Source organism: Kineothrix alysoides (assembly GCF_000732725.1).
GTDB lineage: Bacteria > Bacillota > Clostridia > Lachnospirales > Lachnospiraceae > Kineothrix > Kineothrix alysoides.
In genome coordinates this window covers 458,337-478,966 of the sequence record NZ_JPNB01000002.1, presented here as the reverse complement: position 1 = coordinate 478,966, position 20,630 = coordinate 458,337, and the positions used below count along the sequence as shown (strand labels likewise).

The following is a 20,630-nucleotide window of genomic DNA, read 5'->3' as shown; positions in this document are numbered from 1 at the left end:
TGATTTTTCGGGTCATTTTTTATTTTGTTGTTCTTATACAAGTTCCTTATTCTTAAAATACGCTTCTTTCACGATATTCTGTACATATACGCCCACGAACTTCCGCTCTTCTTTAGGCATGTCTTTAATATATATAGGTTTGCCGTATTCGATTACTACATGTGCTTTTTTGATCTTGGGCAGGTGGTCTTCGAAGATGGCCGCTGAATTGTTAATGGACATAGGTACAATGGCGCAGCCCGATTTTTCAGCTATCTTAAAGCTTCCTTCGTGGAAAGGAAGAAAAGTATCGTTTACCTTGTTTCTCGTTCCTTCGGGGAAGATACAGATAGAGATTCCCGATTTCACCTTTTCGATTCCCTCTAAAATAGTCTGCAGACCCTGTTTTATGTCCTTGCGGTCGAGGAAAAGGCAGTGAAGGTTTTTCATCCAGTTCACTAATAAAGGATATTTAAGCATTTCTTTTTTGGCAATGTAACCGGTAGGTCTGGGGACTCTCGTATAAGTGAGAAGGATATCGAAATAGCTCCTGTGGTTACCTACATACAATACGGGAGCATCCAAGGGAACATTTTCTTCTCCGATTACAGTTACAGTGGTGCCCGCGATCTTTAAGCAGCAGCGGAATGCAAAGTTTACTATGACCAGAGAAGAAGTGTTCTTTTTTGTCATGTTAAATTTGCCAAGAATCCATTCGGCAATCAGAAGAGGAATACTGAATATAAGAAATAAAATAATAAAAGTGGCAACGCCGATAATACGAATCATGGTGTTTCATCCTCCCTGAAGGTAATTTTTTTATGCAATAGGAAAGCGCCCCTATTACATAAAAATGGATGCGCAGCTACGCGCGGAACAAAAGCTGTGCTGCCAAAATAGTTGGCCGCGAGAGTGCATGAAGCACACTTTTGTTCTTTAATAGGAAAGTGCTCCTATTAAAGAAAGATAGATGCGCAGCTACGCGCGCGGAACAAAAGCTGTGCTGCCAAAGTACTCGGTCGCGAGAGTGCATGAAGCACACTTTTGTTCTTTAATAGGAAAGTGCTCCTATTAAAGAAAGATAGATGCGCAGCTACGCGCGCGGAACAAAAGCTGTGCTGCCAAAGTACTTGGTCACGAGAGTGCATGAAGCACACTTTTGTTCTGGTTGTCGTATTTATTATAACGGACGCTTTTGTATTAGGCAATAGAAAAAAAGTGCAGGAGAGGAATAGTCGTTTTGCTTTTTAAATAGAATGAAATGAGTACAGAACACTCATAGAAAGAGGAAAGGATGCTGCGAAGATGAAAAAAAAGGGGATCTTACTCGTAATAGCAGTTATAATGCTGCTTTCGTGCCTGCCAGGGTGCGGGGGTAAAGCGAAGGACATGAATGAAAAGATTAAAGATATAGAATTCACCGTGCTGGGAGAAGATAACTTACCGGAGGAGTTAAAACAGATTATAGAAGAAAAAAAAGAAAAGGAATTTAAAATTACCTATCAGGATAACGATTATATCTATATTTGTATCGGCTATGGAAAACAGGAGACAGGGGGCTACAGCATAACGGTAAACGGGCTGTACATGACGGGAAATGCGGTATACGTAGATACGAACCTGATTGGGCCGGAGGCAGAAAGCAGAGAACTTTATAAGGCCCAGGAGAAGGAAAGTGCGTCCTATCCTTATATCGTACTGAAAACGGAATATTTTGATAAGTCGGTAGTTTTTGATTGATTGTTACAGGTGGAATAGGCTATACTTGTTTCGAGGATAAGTGTGAAAAGAAATTCTAAGCTGATAAAGTACATCGCCTAAGAATTTCTATAGTTTCACACAGAAGAAGCCTCCCTGAGCCTTCTTCACGGATTGTTTGTGCCGCAGCGCGGCAGTTTACAAGGTTGAAAGAAACAGGAATGTAAAATCGGAACATGGAGAACGAGGATGCTATTGATAAAAAACGGATATGTGCTGGATCCGAAAAGCGGAAAGGAAGGCACGGCGGATATTTTAGTAAAGGATGAGAGAATTGTCAGGCTGGGTCCCGGAATTGAACTTAAAGAGGATGTACAGGTCATCGATGCGGCGGGGAAAATGGTTGCTCCGGGCTTGGTGGATGTGCATGTGCATTTCAGGGACCCCGGCTTTACACATAAAGAAGATATAGCTACAGGCTCGAAGGCGGCGGCGAAGGGCGGATTTACGACTGTGGTTCTAATGGCGAATACCAGACCTCCCGTGGACAACGAGGAAACTCTGGCCTATGTGCTTCAACGAGGAAAAGAGACGGGGATTCACGTGGAAACCTGCGCCAATATTACCATAGGAATGAAGGGACAAGCACTTACGGACATGGAACGTTTGGCGGAAATGGGAGCGGTGGGTTTTACCGATGATGGGATTCCCCTTTTGAAAGAAGATGTTGTGAAGCAGGCCATGGATCAGGCGGAGAAGCTGGGTAAACCCCTTAGCTTTCACGAGGAGAATCCGGCGTATATTACCAATAACGGCGTGAATGCAGGAAAGGCTTCTGAGTATTATGGAATCAAAGGTTCGGACCGAATGGCCGAAATCGATATGGTAAGGCGTGATATAGCCCTTGCGAAGGGCTGCAACGCCGATATATCCATTCAGCATATCAGTACAAAAGAGGCAGTTGACCTGGTTCGTCAGGCGAGGAAGACGAACCGGCACATATATGCAGAGGCGACTCCCCATCATTTTACCTTGACAGAGGAGGCTGTGATTTCTCATGGTTCTCTGGCAAAGATGAACCCTCCCCTGAGAGAGGAGGAAGATAGGATGGCAATTATAAAAGGACTTCAGGATGGAACGATAGGAATTATCGCTACAGATCACGCTCCCCACAGCCCGGAGGAGAAGGGAAAGTCTCTTACGGAAGCACCCAGTGGTATTATCGGTCTTGAAACCTCCCTTTCATTAGGAGTAAGAGAACTGGTGGAGAAGGGATATCTCTCCATGAACGAGCTGCTGAGCCGCATGTCCTACCAGCCGGCTATGCTCTATCATTTAGATGCCGGCTATCTGGAGGAAGGCGGTCCCGGAGACTTGATTATATTTGATAAAAATGAGACATGGACACCCACAGACTACCTTTCCAAGTCATCGAACACTCCTTTTACCGGAGAGAGTCTGCCATGCCGGATTCACTATACCATTTGCGGGGGAAAAATTGTTTATTCCCGCGAGCAATGAGCCGGGCGCAGGCTTGCCTGCATTTTGCGAATGCCGCGAGGGTCAAATGCCCCGCAACTTACTGCGGGGTATTTGACTCGATATAAGATGATGGTACATTAAGTTTTGAAAGGATAAAGGGTAATGGAACAGATGAAAAAAGTAAAAGCAAAAGTTCTGTCACAGACAAAAATAGCCGATGACATTTACGATATGTGGATAGAGAGCGATCTGGCAGCTTCGGCAAAGGCCGGGCAGTTTATTTGTGTATATCCGCATAGAGAAAGCACCCTTCTTCCCAGACCGATAAGCATATGCGACGCGGATGGTGAAGGGAATCGGCTTAGAATCGTCTATCGCGTTGCAGGAAAAGGAACGGAAGAATTATCTCTTTATCACACGGGCAGAAATATTAAAATATTGGGAAACCTGGGAAACGGCTTTCCTCTTTCGAAGGCGGCAGGAAAACGGGTGGTTCTCATGGGCGGAGGTATCGGAATTCCTCCCATGCTGCAGCTTGCCAAGGAGCTGAAGCGCGAAGGAAAAGCCGAAGAGATAACCGTAATTTCGGGCTATAGAAACGGACAGCTGTTTCTGAAAGAGGATATGGAAAAATATGCGCCGGTACATGCGGCGACGGAGGACGGTAGTGCCGGAACCAAGGGAAACGTACTGGATGCCATGTCGGCTCTAAGCATTCGTCCCCAGGTCATCATGGCATGCGGTCCGATGCCGATGCTTCGGGCGATAAAAAAGTATGCGGAAGCGGAAGGAATTGAGGCCTACATTTCCCTGGAGGAGCGGATGGCCTGCGGGGTGGGCGCGTGTTTAGGCTGTGTCTGCAAAACGAAGGAAAAGGACGAACATTCCCATGTCAATAATGCGAGAATCTGTACGGATGGCCCCGTATTCGATGCGCGGGATGTGGAAATCTGACAGGAAAGCGAAGGAGGGCAGTGTGAAAAATAAATTTTTCACACGCAAATTTGTGCCTGCGGCCCAAAGTTTGCAGGCTATGAGAAAGGTATGGTTATTTAGAATGAATACAAAAGTAACGATAGCGGGCGTGGAGTTCAAGAATCCGGTAATGACGGCGTCAGGAACCTTCGGGTCGGGCATGGAATATGCACAGTTCGTGGATCTGAACCGTCTGGGTGCGGTGGTGACCAAGGGAGTGGCCAACGTTCCATGGGAGGGCAATCCCACTCCCCGGATAGCGGAGACCTACGGAGGGATGCTCAATGCCATTGGCCTGCAGAATCCGGGAGTTGAAGTATTCCTGCAAAGGGACCTTCCCTTTTTAAAAAAATATGATACGAAAGTCATCGTCAATGTCTGCGGAAAAACGGTAGAGGACTATTTGGAGGTGGTGGAACGTCTTGGAGATTCCGGAGTGGACATGCTGGAAATCAACGTATCCTGCCCCAACGTGAAAGAGGGTGCAATCGCCTTCGGCCAGAAGGCGGACTGCCTCTATGACATTACATCCCAGATTAAGAAAAAGGCAAAGCAGCCGGTGATTATGAAGCTCAGTCCCAACGTGACGGATATAACAGAGATGGCGAAAGCAGCGGAGGCGGCAGGAGCCGATGCCCTTTCCATGATCAATACGATTACCGGAATGAAAATCGACATCCATAAAAGAGCCTTTGTGCTGGCTAATAAAACCGGTGGACTTTCCGGCCCCGCTATTAAGCCGGTGGCTGTGCGCATGGTCTATCAAGCCTCTCACGCGGTGAAGATTCCCGTTATCGGTATGGGTGGAATCTCAGATGCAGAGGATGCCATCGAATTTCTCATGGCAGGAGCGACGGCGGTGGCCGTGGGAGCGATGAATTTCGTGAATCCTTATGCTACGGAGGAGACGGTAAAAGGCATCGAAGAATATATGAGAAAATATGGGATTGAGGATATCAATTCGCTGATTGGCTGCGTGGAATAGCCGGAAGAAGGCCGGAAGTGCAGGTATGGAAAAGGAATAATAATCAGGAGGAATCTATTGAAAATATGGATTCCTCCTGATTTTTATTAGCAATTTTTGAGTGAATCCGGGCAATTTTTGCATAGAATGGCGATTTTTGGAATGTTATATTGAATCTAGGGATCTCTGACGAGGGGAAAGGATGGGAGTTATGAAGAAAAAGTGGATAGCAAAGAACGCAGGGAAGAAAAAAGGAATTGCAGCATCTCTTATGAAGGCTTTCTGCATACCTATCATTCTCATTATTTTATTGGGAGCAGTATCATACCGCACGGCTTCCAATGTTGTAACAAAAAAGTATGAGGAGTCTGCGCAGGCGACGATGGCTGCTATGGATCTCTACCTTAGTCTGGTATGTGATACCACGAAATCAAAGATGACGGAAATGCTAATGGATAAAGACCTTCAGGATTATTATTCCAAGTATTATGAGCATAATACCTCAGAAGGTATGCAGGCATATAATAATTTAATGCTGAGTATGAGTGTTTCTCAGGTTACTTTGAAACATATGGGTGACTATTTTATTTTTGCAGAAAAGGGAAAGTGCGTGATCAGCACTACACAATCTAAACTTTTGCCGGATAATGCCTATGAGGAATTCATGAAGACGGAGCCGGTAAGTGTTTTTGCGGATGACAAGACGGTGAATGCGTGGATTGGTTATCATGATTATATTGACGAGCAGCTTGGATATGCAAGGGAAAAGTATGCGTGTTCTTATGTGACCAGATTTGCGGATAAGACAGGTGTAATTGTAGCGGATATCAGCAGGAGTTTTATGGAAGAAGCGCTGGGTACTATGAATTTCGGGGAAGGCAGCATAAAAGGAATCGTGACGCCTGACGGCAGGGAAATACTGGTGAGGGAGGCGAGTGCGGAGGGGCAGATGAATTCGGAAGCACTTTCCGACAGCGAGAGAATATTTGCAGATTACATAGCTGCCGGAGGAGAAGGGCAGGGAAGCGGCTTTGTAGAGTATAACGGGAAAAAGCATCTGTTTACATATTCCGATATCGGCGGGACGGGAATGAAGGTATGCGCTTTGATCCCTATGGAACGTATTATTAGTGAAGTGTCCCATATCCGTACTGTTACGGTTGCCTTTGTCGCTATTGCCGTTGTGATAGCTCTGGCTTTGGGCATCGGTATATCCATGGGTATCGGAAAGGAAATTAAGAATATCAGGCAATTCCTTGAGAAAATGTCAGGAGGAGATTTTACCCAGTCCGTTTCAACCAAAAGAAAGGATGAATTTCATACACTTGCGGACTCTATAAATCATATGGGAGGATGTGTCCGTGAACTGATTGGAAAACTGACCGGCTTTGAAGAGGAAGTAGCGGTATCGGTAAGAAAGGTCAATGAGACTTCGGATATTGTGGTGACAGCTATCCAGGATATAGCGGCAACTATGGATGAGGTATCGGAAGGAGCCTCTTCCCAAGCAGAGGATACGGAGCATTGCATGGTGCAGATGTCCGAATTTACAGAACAGATTCAAAATATGTGTGAGAATACCGAGCATATGAATGGAAATGCAGATGAGGTTATGGGAGCGCTGACCGAGGGAAGGCAGAAAATAAACAGACTAAATGAAAAATCAGGCGACACGATAGATGTAACAAGAGAATTGGTGGAAAATATACTGAGGGTACGAAAGCAATCGGAAAATATAAGCGGTATAGTGAATGCCATAAATGAAATAGCCGAACAGACGAACCTGTTATCGCTGAACGCTTCCATAGAAGCAGCCCGTGCCGGTATGCAGGGAAGAGGCTTTGCCGTGGTCGCGGAGGAAATACGGAAGCTGGCAGATCAATCTATGGCGGCAGGAAATGAAATAAAGAATATTATAGATCAAACGAACAGGATGACGGCTGAGGCTACCAGATCGGCGGAAAAGGCAGAAGGGATCGTAAATGTACAGAAGGTGTCTTTAGAAGAGACGAATCAGATATTTACCCGGATGGAGGGATGTATCGGAGAGCTGCTGAGCGGATTTCAGATTATATTGGGAGATTTGGGGAACATGGGAGGCAGCAGAGACCAGATGGTGAAATCCATAACAAACATATCGGCATTTTCCGAACAGGTGGCAGCATCTACTCAAGCAGTTACGGGAACTATTAAAAATCAAAGAGAGGTATTGGATCAATTGGCGGCAAGAACAGAACGACTGCAAGGAAAAACAGAGGAAATGAGCGGCTTGATGGGGCAGTTTAAAGTTTAGGAGAACGCAGCTGAAGCAATAAAAATAACCGGAATAAATAACCTCCGTGCGTAATACAATTACTAATAAGTAAACTTTGTCAAAGTTTGATAATGGTAATTGAGGCGATACGGAGGTATTTTTGTGGAATTAGTAAGAAAAAATATACATATGGACCGCATCAAAGGTCAGGCAACCACACAGATTACGTTAGAAGATGACGTCAATATCTCAGATTCCAAACCGGATGTGAGCAAGCTCATTTATGATAGAGGAAGCGTGGCTTTGGAAGAGGTAAAGGCGACGGAGGACCATGTGACGATAAAGGGAAAGCTGAAATTCGCGGTAATGTATCTGCCGGAAGGGGATAATACAATACCGTGTTGTATGGAGGGCAGCATTCCTTTCGAAGAGCAGGTATATATGGAGGGTGTTCAAGGCGGAGACAATGTGAAGGCGAAATGGGATTTGGAAGATATGACCATTGGGCTTATCAATTCCAGAAAGTTAAGTGTTCAGGCACTCGTTTCCTTTAAGTTTCTTTTGGAGGCGATGTGCGATGAGGAGACTGCGGTGGACCTGTATCACGAGGAGCCGGTGGAGTATAGGAAGAAACCTCTGGAAATTCTGCAAATGACCGTGAAAAAAAGAGATATTTTCCGTATCAAGGAGGAGCTGGAGCTGCCTCAGAACTACCCGAATATTTTCCAGATCATATGGCAGGGCATCAATGTTGATAATGTGGAATTCCGGGCAGGAGAAGGAAAGCTCTCGGTACAAGGGGACCTTCACGCATTTTTCTTATATGAGGGAGAAGGAGAAGAGAGTCCGGTCAGGGCATTTGCTACCACGGTGCCTTTCAGTGGTATGATAGAGTGCAGCGGTTGCGAAGAGGGCATGATTGGGGATATAGAATATTCCATAGGCCATGTGGAGGTAGAGATACGTCCAGACTTCGATGGCGAGCAGAGAATATTTGGTGTGGAAGTCGTTCTGGATTTGGACATCGACATTTATGAAGAAACCAGGCTGGATATTCTTTCCGGCGTTTACGGCGTAGTAAAGGAAGTGGAGGCGATAAGCAGACCGGCGCAGTTCAAAGGATTCCTGGGAAGGCCTGCCGGGAAGATCAAGGTAAGCGACAGAATGAAGCTGCAAAGCTCGGATACGCATATGCTCCAGATTCTTCACAGCGATGCACAGGCCAGAATAGATAATAAAGAAGTCGTAGAAAACGGTATTCATGTCAAGGGTGTTTTAAATGTACAAACGCTGTATTTGAGCAGTGACAGCAAGATACCCTACGGCTTTGTAAAGGGAGTATTCCCCTTCAGTCATGTGCTGGAGGTGCCGGGTATTAATGAAAGTTCTGCTTATAAGGTAAATGCGGGAATAGAACAGTTGTCGGTTGCCATGATAGACAGCGACGAGTTGGACGTTAAGGCTGTAGTTTCGTTTAAGGGAATTGCATTTGACCGAAAGACGGAAGACATTGTGACGGATGTTGCCGTTTCGGAGCTGAACATGGATAAACTGAATGAACTTCCAAGTATTGTGATCTATGTGGCGAAGGAGGGTGACAGCCTTTGGGATATAGGCAAGAAATATTATGTTCCGATTTCCCAGATTAAGGAAACCAACGAAATGGCTACGGAGGATATCAAGGCAGGCGATAAGCTGCTTATTGTAAAGGGGATTTCAAAATAGAGGATGAAATTGGAAAAGGGAAAGAATGTCTTGCATGCTTTCCCTTTTTTCGTTATATATTTAGTTTTTTGAATTTGCAGCCTCTGCGAGCTTATCGAATTTATCCATGACAGCCTGATAAGTTTTCTGGCTGATATCAGGAAGTTTGTCTCCCCACGTTTTTGTGGCCTGCTCGAAGCCCTTTTTGAAGGCGTCTCTCATAGCTTCTATTTTATCAGGGTCGCCTCCGGTCAAAGCCGTTGCGAAATCTATGATACGGCCGGAGGTCTGTTCCACGCCCCAATACCCGTCCTCGGCGATGTCGGCCTGTGCCTGCGCCTTCGTTGCAGCGTCTACGGTGAAATTTCCGCTTGAGAGGAAGCTCCAAATGCTGTCCGCTTTTCCTAAGGTCTTGCCCTGATTAGCGATCATCTGCTCTACAAGGCTTTTAAACTGAGCGGCGCGGGCATCTGCATCCGCTTTTAATTTAGCGATAAGTGCGGTATCCTGTTTATAAACCTTTTTAGATGCCGTCTCGGTAGATGCGGAGGATTCATAAATTACTCCGCTTGTATTTTCTTCTTTTACAGCTTCTGTATCGCTGCTCTTTTTTGCCGTGCTATATGTACCATAAGCATCTGCGGTGTTCACACCGTTTGTAACTCCATTTACGCCCATCTTTAAACCCTCCTTGGTCCTATGCGTTATCATTGAGTGATGAATAATCAGGCTAGGAATATTTTCCTAGCTTTGTAATGTATATCGTCAGTTTATAGTTATTTAATTAGAGCTTACATTGATTTTTACGCTTATATTGTATATAATTAAGTACATTAAATGTATACAAAATGCAAGCGGGGTACAATATGGATAAGATAACGAGAAAAGCTTATGCCAAGATCAATTTAGGACTGGATGTGCTAAGGCGTCGAGAGGATGGCTATCATGAAGTGAGGATGATCATGCAGTCCGTTGGTCTGTACGATACCCTGACATTCACGAGGCGCGAGGAAGCGGGAATAGTGGTCGTTACAGATAAAGAGGAGCTTCCCGGAGACGAGAGCAATTTGATTTATAAGGCGGCAAAGCTTCTCACGGAGACATATGGTATCGGACAGGGCGTGCACATTGCGCTTGAGAAGAGGATTCCCATGGCGGCGGGGATGGCTGGCGGCAGCACCGATGCGGCGGCAGTTTTCCATGGAATGAACGAGATGTTCTCCTTAGGACTGTCTATGGAAGAGATGTGCGTTCTGGCGGTGAAAATAGGCGCGGACGTTCCATATTGCATTAAAGGCGGAACGGCGTTAGCAGAAGGAATCGGGGAAGTACTTTCGAATCTGCCCGGCATGCCCGGCTGTTTTTTGGTAATCGCTAAGCCTGATATCGACGTATCCACCAAATTCGTTTATGAGAATCTGCATGCGGACCGTTTGGAATATCATCCTGACATCGACGGGATGATGGACGCTCTTGGAAATAAGGATTTGGAGGGTGTGGCTGCAAGACTTGGCAACGTTCTGGAAACAGTAACGGCGAAAAAGTATCCTCGAGTGGAGGAAATCAAGGCTTTCATGAAAGCGCGGGGGGCGCTGAACGCTTTGATGAGCGGCAGCGGACCTACGGTATTTGGGATATATGATTCTAAAGAACGGGCGTATGAGACACAGGAGGCACTGGAGCAGGCGGGGCTGGCAAAGCAGGTATTTGTCACTGATCCGGTAAATGAAAAGAGGTAATAGGTATTTTTGAACACGAGAATGAAAGGTATAATATTATATGGGTGATAATTTTCAGGTAAATATGGATGAATTCCTGCCGCTTAGAGACGTGGTGTTCAACACGCTCAGAAAGGCGATTCTTACCGGCGAACTGAAGCCGGGGGAGCGGTTGATGGAGATTCACCTCGCCAATAAGCTTGGAGTCAGCAGGACTCCGATACGGGAGGCGATCCGCAAGCTGGAGCTGGAGGGTCTGGTCACGATGATTCCGAGAAGAGGGGCAGAGGTGGCACAGATTACAGAGAAGAGCTTAAAAGATGTTTTAGAGGTGCGCCGTGCATTGGATGCGCTTTGCGCGGAGCTGGCTTGTGTGCGCATTACAAGCGAGGAGATGGAGCATCTTAAGGAGGCCTGCGCGCAGTTCGAGATGGCCACTCAGCAAAATGACGTAACGGTGATAGCCAGGGCAGACGTAGCGCTCCATGACATTATCGTGGCGGCAACCGGCAATCGAAGGCTGGTACAGCTTGTGAATAATCTGGCGGAGCAGATGTATCGTTACCGCTTCGAGTATATTAAGGACAAAAGCCAGCATGAAAAACTGATAGAGGAGCATAGAATAATATACGAAAGTATTTTGAATAAGAATTGCGAGGCTGCGGCGAGAGCGGCAAAGCTTCATATTGACAATCAGGAGGCCTCCATTATCAGGCAGATACGTTTGGAGAGCAAACAGAAATAAAGGCACATATGGAATAAGGCCGGAGAAATGAGGGCAGACTTCTTTTAATAAGATTTCGCAAACGGACGAAGCGGAATGGAGTAAGGAGAAGTCTGATGAAAAAAATATGGGAAACCGGTGTGATTCTATTTGCAGCTATGGGATTTTGGGGTATGATATATCCGGACCTGTGTTTTACACAGGACGTATGCCGAGTTGTTTATGTGGATACATATGGCAATATGCAGGATATAGGGAAGTTGGAAGATGCAGAAAGTGCAGAAGGTATAGGAAATGCGCAAAGCACGGGAGATGCACAAAGTACAGAAAATGTAGAAAGTATAGAGGATTTGTCCGGACAGGATATGTATACTCAGCTGAGCAACGCTAAGCCGGGGCAAATTCGGGTAAAAAGCGCATTTTTTGATTACGTTTTCGGTAGCAGCAAAGAAGCATCGAAAGACGCTTCCGGGCAAAGCACCGATACGCCGAAGCATTTGAAGGAAACGGCGAGTATAACAGAAAGCAAAGGAAATAGCAATGGCAGCAATAAAGGAAACAAGGGCTCTCAATGAGCTGCCCGTAGGAGTGTTCGATTCGGGCGTGGGAGGACTGACCGTGGCAAGAGAAATCATGCGGCAGATTCCCAACGAGAAAATAATATATTTCGGGGATACGGCAAGAGTGCCTTACGGAAGCAAATCCAAAGAGACGATTACGAAATACTCCAGACAAATCGTACATTTTCTGCAGGAGCAGCAGGTCAAGGCAATCGTAATCGCCTGCAATACGGCCAGCGCTTATGCTCTGGATGAAATCGAGAAGGAAATCGATATGCCTATTATCGGAGTGGTAAAGCCGGGAGCAAAGGTGGCTGCAGAGGCTACGGCAAACGGCAGGATAGGTGTTATCGGAACGGAGGGTACGGTAGGAAGCCGCATCTACTCTACATATATCAATAAAATAAATCCTGACATCAAGGTGATCGGCAAGGCATGTCCACTGTTCGTTCCCCTTGTGGAGGAAGGTCTTTGGCAGGACCCGGTAACGGACGAAATTGCGACAAGATATTTGAGTGAACTCATCGACTGCGATATCGACACGCTGATTCTTGGCTGCACCCATTATCCGCTGATTCGTTCCACCGTAGGAAAAATCATGGGGGGAAAGGTAACTCTGGTCAATCCTGCCTATGAGACGGCGAGGGAGCTAAAGGAGCTGTTAGAAAGAGAAAAACTGTTAAATGAGAAAGCCCCGGGCCTTGGTGATAACCGCTACCGCTTCTATGTGAGCGATATGGCTGATAAATTCAAGACCTTTGCGAATTCTATATTGGAATACGGAATATTGTCCGCAAAAACTATTAACATAGAGAACTATTAGAAAGAGTTCGACGATTGGCGCGCATGAGCGGATATGAGTCTTCTTCACGGATTGTTTGTGCCGCAGCGCGGCATGTTTACAAGGTTGAAAGAAAAGAGCTTTCAACTATTCATTTTGAGACCGAAAAAGAGAATATGGGGTATAATTATGACAAAAGAGGTATTGCTGTCTTTAAGAGGACTACAATTCGACAATGGTTCTGTGGACGCAGATAAGATAGAGACGATTACTCCTGCAGAGTATTATAAACGGGATGACAGCCATTATGTCATTTACGAAGAAGCGACGGAAGGATTTGACGAAAGCACGAAGAACATTATTAAGTTCAAACGTAATTCTCTGGATTTGACGAAAAAGGGACTGGTAAACGTCCATATGAGCTTCGAGAAGAACAAAAAGAATCTGACGAGCTACGCGACCCCTTATGGGGAAATCTTAATCGGAATCGACGCCAGAAGCATCCGGCTGGGCGAAGAGGAGGAGAGAATCGTGGTAGATGTGGATTATGCTCTGGAAATCAATTATGAGCATTTCGCGGATTGTAAAATAAGAATGGACATACGTTCCAAGGAAAGCGGAGGCTTTTCGCTTCAAGGAGAATGAGAATGAAAAAGACGGCGCTGCGTTTTGAGGTGCCCCCATAAGTTAGATCTGAAAACTTAACTTATAGGAGGCCGGTTCATTTCACAAGGCCGTCTTTTCTATATTCTTTATATATTCCGGTATTAAATATTTTTATATTTTAGCTTGCTTTATTTGAGTACTAAGTAAAGTACAGAAGTTTTTGCTTATTATTCGCTTTATTTTATGGGCTTTGCTCCGGCTTTTTCCTGAAGTCTTTCCACCGTGCGTCTAAATGCGCTTTGCTTCTTCTTGGGAGCGGTTGCCTGCTTGCCGTGAAGTCCCTTTACATCGGTAATATATATACCGCTTACGACTGCCTTTACTTCTTTCTTTACAGGAACCATATCGTAAATCTTCTCATCGCAGACGAGAGTCATGATTTGCGGACCAATCTTCGCTTTTACAATTGGAAATTTGGAAAAACGCAGCAATCTGGGTGTCTGCTGGATTACGGTTTGAGGAAGTCCTGAATCTTTCATCTTCATCCGTTTCTTATCGATGATAAGCATGGAAACGGTTTGTTTCATCGCATCAATCTGTTCCTGCTGCGCTTCCTGTTTCTTCTGTGCCTTTTTCCCGAGGAAATACAAAACGGCGACAGCGATGGCTAAAACGGCTAATATGACTAATAATACAATTGATAAAGTATTCACGAAAGTTCCTCCTATTTTAGGTTAGTGCAAAATTTATTGTAGCATTGTTTCCTTAAATAATCAAGCGCAATTGTACCGTTTAGGCTTAGCAATGTTACTGTTCACTCCGTTCTCAGTAACGTATGATTTCTGCATTTAAATTCGCTTCGCGAAGCAGAAATCATCTCTTGCATCACATTCTTACGCAGCTTAACAGCAAGTGTTAAGCTGCTGTGTGAACAGTGACTTGGCAATTTCGTTGAAGAAACAGGAGGAATGTTATATAATAAGCGGGAAGGGCGAGTAGACAAGGGCGGCGTGTCAGCCTTTGGATGCCGGAAAGAGACAAGGGTGAGTTTATGATTTGGGAAAATGCTCAAGCGGGCTTTTCATTTATTTTCAGCCATCTGATTTTTATTAATTTGATATTTGCGGTTATTATCGTATTTTTCCAGAGGAAGGATCCGAAGGCCATATGGACATGGATGCTGCTTTTGTATTTTATTCCAATTCTCGGGTTTGTGTTTTACCTGCTCATCGGAACGGACATGCACAAGCAGAAAATGTTCCGGATCAAGGAGATAGAAGACCATTTGAACGACGCGATCCGCAGACAGGAATATAGCCTGCGAAACAAGGAGCTGGAGTACAGGGACCCGGAAATCGCGGAGTATTCGGATTTAGTCATGTACAATCTGGAAGCTTCCGGAGCCATGCTCACGAATGATAATGATATTACCATTTTCACGGATGGAAATGAAAAATTTGAGGCGCTCATAGCGGATATGCGGGAGGCGAAGAAGTATATCCATGTGGAGTATTATATTATAAAAAATGATGTATTGTTCAACCGGATCAAGGATGTGCTGGTGGAAAAAGTAAAAGAAGGCGTGGAAGTACGCGTTCTTTACGACGGCATGGGCTGCCGTTCTGTTCGGAAGAACTATTGGAGGAAGCTGAACAGTCAGGGAATAAAGACCTCGGAGTTTTTTCCGGCTTTTTTAAGGCGTCTGCATCTTCGTATCAATTACCGAAACCATAGAAAAATAGTGGTAATCGATGGAAAAATAGGATATGTAGGCGGATTCAACATCGGCAAGGAATACATCGGGCTGGATAAGAGATTCGGTTACTGGCGCGATACCCATCTTAGGATAACGGGAACAGCGGTGTTCGCCTTGCAGATCCGTTTTGCTCTGGACTGGAACTTTACAGCGAAGGAAAATCTGTTCCTGACAGGTAAATATATCTATCAGGGGCCAGTGGAATCGAAGCAGAACTGTGAGGTACAGATCGTATCCAGCGGCCCCGATTCCAGATACCAGAATATAAGGGATAACTACCTGCGCCTGATTGGCAAAGCAAAAAAGAGCATTTATATACAGACGCCCTATTTTATACCTGACGAGGCAATGTTTTCCGCATTGATGATAGCTGTTCATTCGGGAATCGAGGTAAACATAATGATTCCCTGCAAGCCGGACCATCCATTTGTCTATTGGGCGACTTATTCCTATATCGGAGATCTGGTTATGGAAGGTGCGAAATGTTACACTTATAATGATGGATTTCTTCATGCAAAGGGAATGGTGGTGGATGATAAGGTGTTGTGCTACGGTACGGCAAATATGGATATCCGTAGTTTTTTGCTTAATTTCGAGGTGAATGCGGTCATATATAATGAGGAACAGGCGATAAGGATGAGGGAGATTTTCGATGAGGATATGAAAAAGTGCAAACAGATTACGAAGAATGGATATGTGAGCCGTTCTTTGAGGGTAAGATTCTTAGAGCAGGTGAGCAGGCCTCTTTCTCCCTTATTATAATTGGAATAGGGTGTTACGGTTTGTTCCATCATTATCGTAAGGTGTTTTTTGCCAATGTGTTGTTACTATCCAGCCTTCCATACCACGGAGGCTAAATTGCCTCGCTGTGCAATTCGGCCAGGGCGGCAAGAGCTAAAATGCAGCGGTATCGTATTTTGTGTGCATATATGCTGCAATTTAGCCGAAGTCTAAACTGTAACAATAAGTTATGAAAAAAATAGGAAAAGGGTTTTAAGAAGGGGAGATTTGTGGTATAACTGAGGTATTGCCTATTTTATGTGAAGTACGTTTATTTTACATAAGGTAAGGCGGAAAAAGGAGAATGATTTAAGAATGAAAAATAAAGCGATATTGTTAAAAATTGCAAGTATTGCTGTTATGACGGCAGCAGCAGCTACATTTACAGGATGCGGAAGTACAGATGACAGCCAAAAGGTATATTTGAATGAAATTCACGCGAAGGATTATGTGAAGCTTGGTGAATATAAAGGCTTGGAGATTACGCAGGCGGATCCTGAGGTTACGGATGAAACGCGGGATTCCTATATCAACTATCTTCTTAGCATGAATCCGGATAGGGGCGTTATAGAGGGAGATACGGTAAATATCGACTACGTGGGTACCTTGGACGGCGTTGCTTTCGATGGCGGAACCGCGTCGGGCTCCAATCTTACGATTGGTTCGGGACAGTTTATCGATGGATTTGAGGATGGACTGATCGGAGCGAAGGTCGGAGATACGGTAGAGCTTAATCTGACATTTCCGGAGGGTTATCAGGCTGCGGAACTGGCGGGCAAGGATGTAGTATTTACGGTGACGATCAACACGATCATGTCAGCCACACCGCAGGAACTGACAGATGAATACGTGAAGGGACTTGGCATTGAATGCAGTACGGTGGAAGAGTATCAGCAGTATGTTTACGATATGATGTATGAGGAGCAGCTGAGCGCATATGATATTCAAGTGGAAAATGCCCTCGCCGGCGCAGCGGTAGAAAAGAGCGAGTTCATAAAGGACCCCCCGCAGGCGATGTTAGACCGTTATAATGAGATGCTGACTTCAAGTCTTACCTCTGCGGCTGCCGCATATGGAATGACTCTGGAGCAGTACATGCAGCTTTACTACGGAATGGATGCGGCGACCTATCCCGAGGAAATTAAAAGCGAAGCCTTGAATTCTGCACAGCGCTATATACTGTTGCAGGCAATTGCGGATGCGGAAGGCTTGAATGTGACGGATGAGGAGCTTCAGGCAGATATAGAGAACACTGTCGCAGAGTCTTCCTATGAATCAGTGGATGCGTTCAAGGAAGCGGTAGACGAGGAAAGCTACAGAGAATATAAGATGAGTGAGAAGGTCTTAGGAATGATGCGTGAAAACGCAGTAATCAGTGCCGAATAAGCGAAGAATGCCGGAATATAAAAAGCGCAGAGCGGCACAGACAGCATAGAGAGGGCAGCTCTGCAAAATGAATAAATAGGTACGAGACGAGGGAGAAAAGAAGATGGATTTGACAGATATCAGAGACTTATACCGTGAGCGCGGTAAGTTCGCAGGAAAAGAAGTGACGATAGGCGGATGGATCAGAAGCATCCGCGATTCGAAGACCTTCGGATTTATTGTAGTGAACGATGGTACGTTTTTCGAACCGTTACAGATTGTATACAGCGATAAGCTGGATAATTTCGAACAAATCAGCAAGTTGAATGTGGGTTCGGCAATCATTGTAAGAGGAACGATAGTGGAGACTCCCGATGCGAAGCAGCCCTTCGAGCTGCAAGCGGAGGAAATAGAGGTGGAAGGCCTTTCCACGGCAGATTATCCGCTGCAAAAGAAGAGACACAGCTTCGAATATTTGAGAACCGTTTCCCATCTGCGCCCGCGTACCAATACGTTTCAGGCAGTATTCAGGGTGCGTTCGCTGATTGCTTACGCGATTCATACATTTTTCATGGAGAGGGGATTCGTCTATGTGCATACGCCCCTCATCACGGGAAGCGACTGCGAAGGAGCAGGAGAAATGTTTCAGGTAACCACCATGGATCTGGATAATATTCCGAAAAATGAGGATGGAAGTATAGATTTCAGCAAGGATTTCTTCGGCAAGGCAACTAACCTTACCGTAAGCGGGCAGCTTAATGTGGAGTCCTACGCATTTGCTTTTAAAAATGTTTATACCTTTGGCCCCACCTTCCGTGCAGAGAATTCCAACACCACGAGGCATGCGGCGGAGTTCTGGATGATTGAGCCGGAAATAGCCTTTGCTGATTTGAAGGATGATATGATTCTTGCGGAATCGATGCTAAAGCATGTTATTCGTTATGTGCTTGAAAATGCAAAGGAGGAAATGAACTTCTTCAACCAGTTTGTGGATAAGGGACTGATTGAGCGTCTTACCCATGTGCGTAACTCCGATTTCGGACGTGTTACCTATACGGAGGCGATTAAGATACTGGAGCAGCATAATGACGAATTCGAATATAAGGTATTCTGGGGCTGCGATCTGCAGACCGAGCACGAGAGGTTTTTAACTGAGCAGGAATTTAAGCGTCCTGTATTCGTAACGGATTATCCGAAGGAAATCAAAGCCTTCTATATGAAACTGAACGAGGATGGCAAGACGGTTGCAGCTATGGACTGCCTTGTACCGGGAATCGGTGAGATTATCGGCGGCAGCCAGAGAGAAGATAAGCTGGAGCTTCTCGAAAAGCGTATGGAGGAGCTGGAACTGAACAAAGAGGATTACGACTTTTACCTCGACCTTAGAAAATACGGTTCGGTGCGACATGCGGGCTTCGGGCTGGGCTTTGAACGCTGTGTTATGTATTTGACGGGAATGGGAAATATCAGAGACGTTGTTCCTTTCCCCAGAACGGTGAAAAACTGCGATTTATAGGAAAAAGTTGTCCAGGCATATAAGACTTACAGGGGTTATCTATGAAGAAAAAAGCTGTGAAATTAATCGGTGTGGCTATGGCATTCACGATGGCGTTCCTTCCCTCGGGAGCAGTATACGCCTCTACGATTAATGACATTAAAAAACAACAGGCAGAGGACCAGAATAAACTGAATAATGTGCAGGGACAAATCTCCGGCCTTCAGGGACAGCAAAACGAGGTCAGCGGAGAGATAGACGAGCTGGATACCAACGTGGTGGAAATTATTGCCAGTGTGGATATCATTAAGGATGAAATCGTGGAAAAGGAAGAGCAGATCGTCGAGACGGAGGCGGAATACGAGGCAGCGAAGCAGCAGGAGGAAGAGCAGTATGCGGCTATGAAACTTCGTATCAAGTTCATGTATGAGCAGGGAGATATTTCCTATGTACAGCTCCTTATGACAAGTGACAGCCTCGGCGATATGGTGAATAAGGCGGATTATATAGAGCAGCTTTATGAATATGATAGAAAAATGCTGGAGGAGTATCAGGCGGCTAAGGAGTACGTGCAGCAGGTATGGAATCAGCTGGAGGATGAAAAATCGGAATTGGAAGCCTCCAGGCACGAATTGGAAGAAGAACAGGCATATATGGAGGAACTGCTGGAGGAGAAGAAGCAGGAGTATGAGAATTATAATGTGCAGATAGCGAAAGCAAAGCAAGAGGCTGCAGCTTATAAGACAAAAATTAAACAGCAGACGGCTCAGATCAAGAAGCTGGAGGAAGAGGCCAGAAAGAAGGCTGAGGAAGAGGAACGGAAGAGAAAAGAAGCAGCGGCCGCCGCTGCGGCAGCAAATGGCGGCGATTCTTCATCAAGCTCATCGTCGTCCGGCTCTTCATCTTCAAGCTCTTCATCCGGTTCTTCCGTAAGTATTCCTTCCGGAGGAAGCGGTTCCGGTCAGGCAATCGCATCCTATGCCTGCCAATTCATCGGCAATCCTTATGTGGCGGGCGGAACGAGCCTTACGGACGGTGCTGACTGCTCGGGATTCGTATGGCGTGTGTTCAAGGATAAGGGATATTCAGTGCCCCGTACCTCATGGGAAATACGAGACGCGGGAAGCGGAGTGGATTATTCTCAGGCACAGCCGGGAGATGTTATCTGCTATGCGGGACATGTAGGAATTTACATAGGAAACGGAAACATCGTGCATGCCAGCACGGAGAGGTCGGGAATCAAGATAACATCAGCTACTTACAAATCGATCCTGTCTGTGAGAAGAATTGCATAAATAAAATCAGAAAGGTTCGCATCGCGGACTTTTTCTGATTTCGGAAGAATTAAATAACGTTAAAGTTTAAGAAAGGAGCGATTGCAGATATGCGATCGCTTCTGTGATAAGTGCCGGAACTGCCAATCCGGAAGAACCTACTATATGCAGGCTGCACTTGTTCACGGGAAGCAATATTTTCTCACAGGGAGAGGAGGCTATGGCACAAGCCATTGCAGGAGTGACCTCACCCAAAAGGGAATCCGCGGCGATAATGCCTATCGGTCCCATTATGTAATCCGCATCCCGGCAATTTACGATAACCGGATTTTCACCGGTAGCGCCCGCATCCGCTCCTGCACGGAGCATGGCGGCTGTGGCGGTGCTATTGGTACCGACAGCGATAACCTCCGCATGAATGGCGGAGGTTTTTATTTTTTCTATGAGCAGGCTGCCGATCCGGCCGCCCTGACCGTCTATTATAACTATTTTCATGTCTTTACGTCCTATTTTTA

Annotated in this window: 19 protein-coding genes; 15 read left to right on the top strand and 4 right to left on the bottom strand. The window is 45.6% G+C overall.

Translation table 11 applies throughout. The annotated features are described in order from the left end of the window. Nucleotides 1-33: 33 nt before the first annotated feature. Nucleotides 34-768 carry a lysophospholipid acyltransferase family protein gene (locus CC90_RS0113210; protein ID WP_031391242.1) on the bottom strand — a complete coding sequence of 245 codons (735 nt, stop codon included), beginning with the start codon at nucleotides 766-768 and terminating at the stop codon, nucleotides 34-36. A gap of 516 nt (nucleotides 769-1,284) precedes the next feature. On the opposite strand from CC90_RS0113210, the gene CC90_RS0113205 reads away from it, so the two are divergent. The 6 genes from CC90_RS0113205 to CC90_RS0113180 all read left to right on the top strand — a co-directional run bounded on the left by CC90_RS0113205 (nucleotide 1,285) and on the right by CC90_RS0113180 (nucleotide 9,077). Continuing rightward, nucleotides 1,285-1,719, top strand: coding sequence for a protease complex subunit PrcB family protein (locus CC90_RS0113205; protein ID WP_031391241.1), 435 nt, complete (start codon nucleotides 1,285-1,287; stop codon nucleotides 1,717-1,719). 207 nt (nucleotides 1,720-1,926) lie between these two features. Then, nucleotides 1,927-3,198 carry a dihydroorotase gene (locus tag CC90_RS0113200; RefSeq protein WP_031391240.1) on the top strand — a complete coding sequence of 424 codons (1,272 nt, stop codon included), beginning with the start codon at nucleotides 1,927-1,929 and terminating at the stop codon, nucleotides 3,196-3,198. A gap of 123 nt (nucleotides 3,199-3,321) precedes the next feature. Beyond that, nucleotides 3,322-4,113 (top strand): dihydroorotate dehydrogenase electron transfer subunit, encoded by a 792-nt coding sequence (locus CC90_RS0113195; RefSeq protein WP_031391239.1) that lies wholly within the window; start codon nucleotides 3,322-3,324, stop codon nucleotides 4,111-4,113. Between the two features lie 103 nt (nucleotides 4,114-4,216). Next, nucleotides 4,217-5,119: a dihydroorotate dehydrogenase gene (locus CC90_RS0113190; protein ID WP_031391238.1), complete on the top strand. Its 903-nt coding sequence runs from the start codon at nucleotides 4,217-4,219 to the stop codon at nucleotides 5,117-5,119. Between the two features lie 190 nt (nucleotides 5,120-5,309). Continuing rightward, nucleotides 5,310-7,391 (top strand): methyl-accepting chemotaxis protein, encoded by a 2,082-nt coding sequence (locus tag CC90_RS0113185; protein ID WP_165919299.1) that lies wholly within the window; start codon nucleotides 5,310-5,312, stop codon nucleotides 7,389-7,391. 123 nt (nucleotides 7,392-7,514) lie between these two features. Then, on the top strand, nucleotides 7,515-9,077 hold the full coding sequence (locus tag CC90_RS0113180) for a DUF3794 and LysM peptidoglycan-binding domain-containing protein (protein WP_031391236.1): 1,563 nt from the start codon (nucleotides 7,515-7,517) through the stop codon (nucleotides 9,075-9,077). A gap of 60 nt (nucleotides 9,078-9,137) precedes the next feature. Here CC90_RS0113180 and CC90_RS0113175 read toward each other — a convergent pair whose 3' ends face one another. Then, on the bottom strand, nucleotides 9,138-9,734 hold the full coding sequence (locus tag CC90_RS0113175; protein ID WP_031391235.1) for a hypothetical protein: 597 nt from the start codon (nucleotides 9,732-9,734) through the stop codon (nucleotides 9,138-9,140). A 188-nt stretch (nucleotides 9,735-9,922) separates the two neighbouring features. On the opposite strand from CC90_RS0113175, the gene ispE reads away from it, so the two are divergent. The 5 genes from ispE to CC90_RS0113150 all read left to right on the top strand — a co-directional run bounded on the left by ispE (nucleotide 9,923) and on the right by CC90_RS0113150 (nucleotide 13,484). Next, nucleotides 9,923-10,795: a 4-(cytidine 5'-diphospho)-2-C-methyl-D-erythritol kinase gene (gene ispE, locus CC90_RS0113170; RefSeq protein ID WP_031391234.1), complete on the top strand. Its 873-nt coding sequence runs from the start codon at nucleotides 9,923-9,925 to the stop codon at nucleotides 10,793-10,795. A 40-nt stretch (nucleotides 10,796-10,835) separates the two neighbouring features. Further along, on the top strand, nucleotides 10,836-11,519 hold the full coding sequence (locus CC90_RS0113165) for a GntR family transcriptional regulator (protein ID WP_031391233.1): 684 nt from the start codon (nucleotides 10,836-10,838) through the stop codon (nucleotides 11,517-11,519). A gap of 95 nt (nucleotides 11,520-11,614) precedes the next feature. Then, nucleotides 11,615-12,073 carry a hypothetical protein gene (locus tag CC90_RS0113160; protein WP_031391232.1) on the top strand — a complete coding sequence of 153 codons (459 nt, stop codon included), beginning with the start codon at nucleotides 11,615-11,617 and terminating at the stop codon, nucleotides 12,071-12,073. Beyond that, entirely contained in the window at nucleotides 12,039-12,881 is an 843-nt protein-coding gene (murI, locus tag CC90_RS0113155; protein ID WP_031391231.1) for a glutamate racemase, read from the top strand. The genes CC90_RS0113160 and murI overlap by 35 nt, the downstream gene beginning before the upstream one ends. Before the next feature lie 147 nt (nucleotides 12,882-13,028). Beyond that, nucleotides 13,029-13,484: a DUF1934 domain-containing protein gene (locus tag CC90_RS0113150; RefSeq protein WP_031391230.1), complete on the top strand. Its 456-nt coding sequence runs from the start codon at nucleotides 13,029-13,031 to the stop codon at nucleotides 13,482-13,484. Between the two features lie 197 nt (nucleotides 13,485-13,681). On the opposite strand, the gene CC90_RS0113145 is transcribed toward CC90_RS0113150, so the two are convergent. Then, on the bottom strand, nucleotides 13,682-14,158 hold the full coding sequence (locus CC90_RS0113145) for a hypothetical protein (protein WP_031391229.1): 477 nt from the start codon (nucleotides 14,156-14,158) through the stop codon (nucleotides 13,682-13,684). Between the two features lie 338 nt (nucleotides 14,159-14,496). Here CC90_RS0113145 and cls point away from each other — a divergent pair, with 338 nt between their 5' ends. The 4 genes from cls to CC90_RS0113125 all read left to right on the top strand — a co-directional run bounded on the left by cls (nucleotide 14,497) and on the right by CC90_RS0113125 (nucleotide 20,136). Continuing rightward, nucleotides 14,497-15,963 carry a cardiolipin synthase gene (cls, locus tag CC90_RS0113140; RefSeq protein ID WP_031391228.1) on the top strand — a complete coding sequence of 489 codons (1,467 nt, stop codon included), beginning with the start codon at nucleotides 14,497-14,499 and terminating at the stop codon, nucleotides 15,961-15,963. Nucleotides 15,964-16,296: 333 nt separating this feature from the next. After that, entirely contained in the window at nucleotides 16,297-17,367 is a 1,071-nt protein-coding gene (gene tig, locus CC90_RS22420) for a trigger factor (protein ID WP_051869564.1), read from the top strand. A 103-nt stretch (nucleotides 17,368-17,470) separates the two neighbouring features. Continuing rightward, nucleotides 17,471-18,862, top strand: a complete 1,392-nt coding sequence (gene asnS / locus CC90_RS0113130; RefSeq protein ID WP_031391226.1) for an asparagine--tRNA ligase — start codon at nucleotides 17,471-17,473, stop codon at nucleotides 18,860-18,862. 41 nt (nucleotides 18,863-18,903) lie between these two features. Continuing rightward, nucleotides 18,904-20,136, top strand: coding sequence for a C40 family peptidase (locus tag CC90_RS0113125; protein ID WP_031391225.1), 1,233 nt, complete (start codon nucleotides 18,904-18,906; stop codon nucleotides 20,134-20,136). A gap of 66 nt (nucleotides 20,137-20,202) precedes the next feature. Here the strand turns inward: CC90_RS0113125 and CC90_RS0113120 are convergent, their stop codons facing one another. Then, the gene (locus CC90_RS0113120) at nucleotides 20,203-20,610 is read right to left on the bottom strand and encodes a DUF3842 family protein (protein ID WP_031391224.1); all 408 of its coding nucleotides are present in this window, start codon (nucleotides 20,608-20,610) and stop codon (nucleotides 20,203-20,205) included. Between the last annotated feature and the right edge of the window lie 20 nt (nucleotides 20,611-20,630).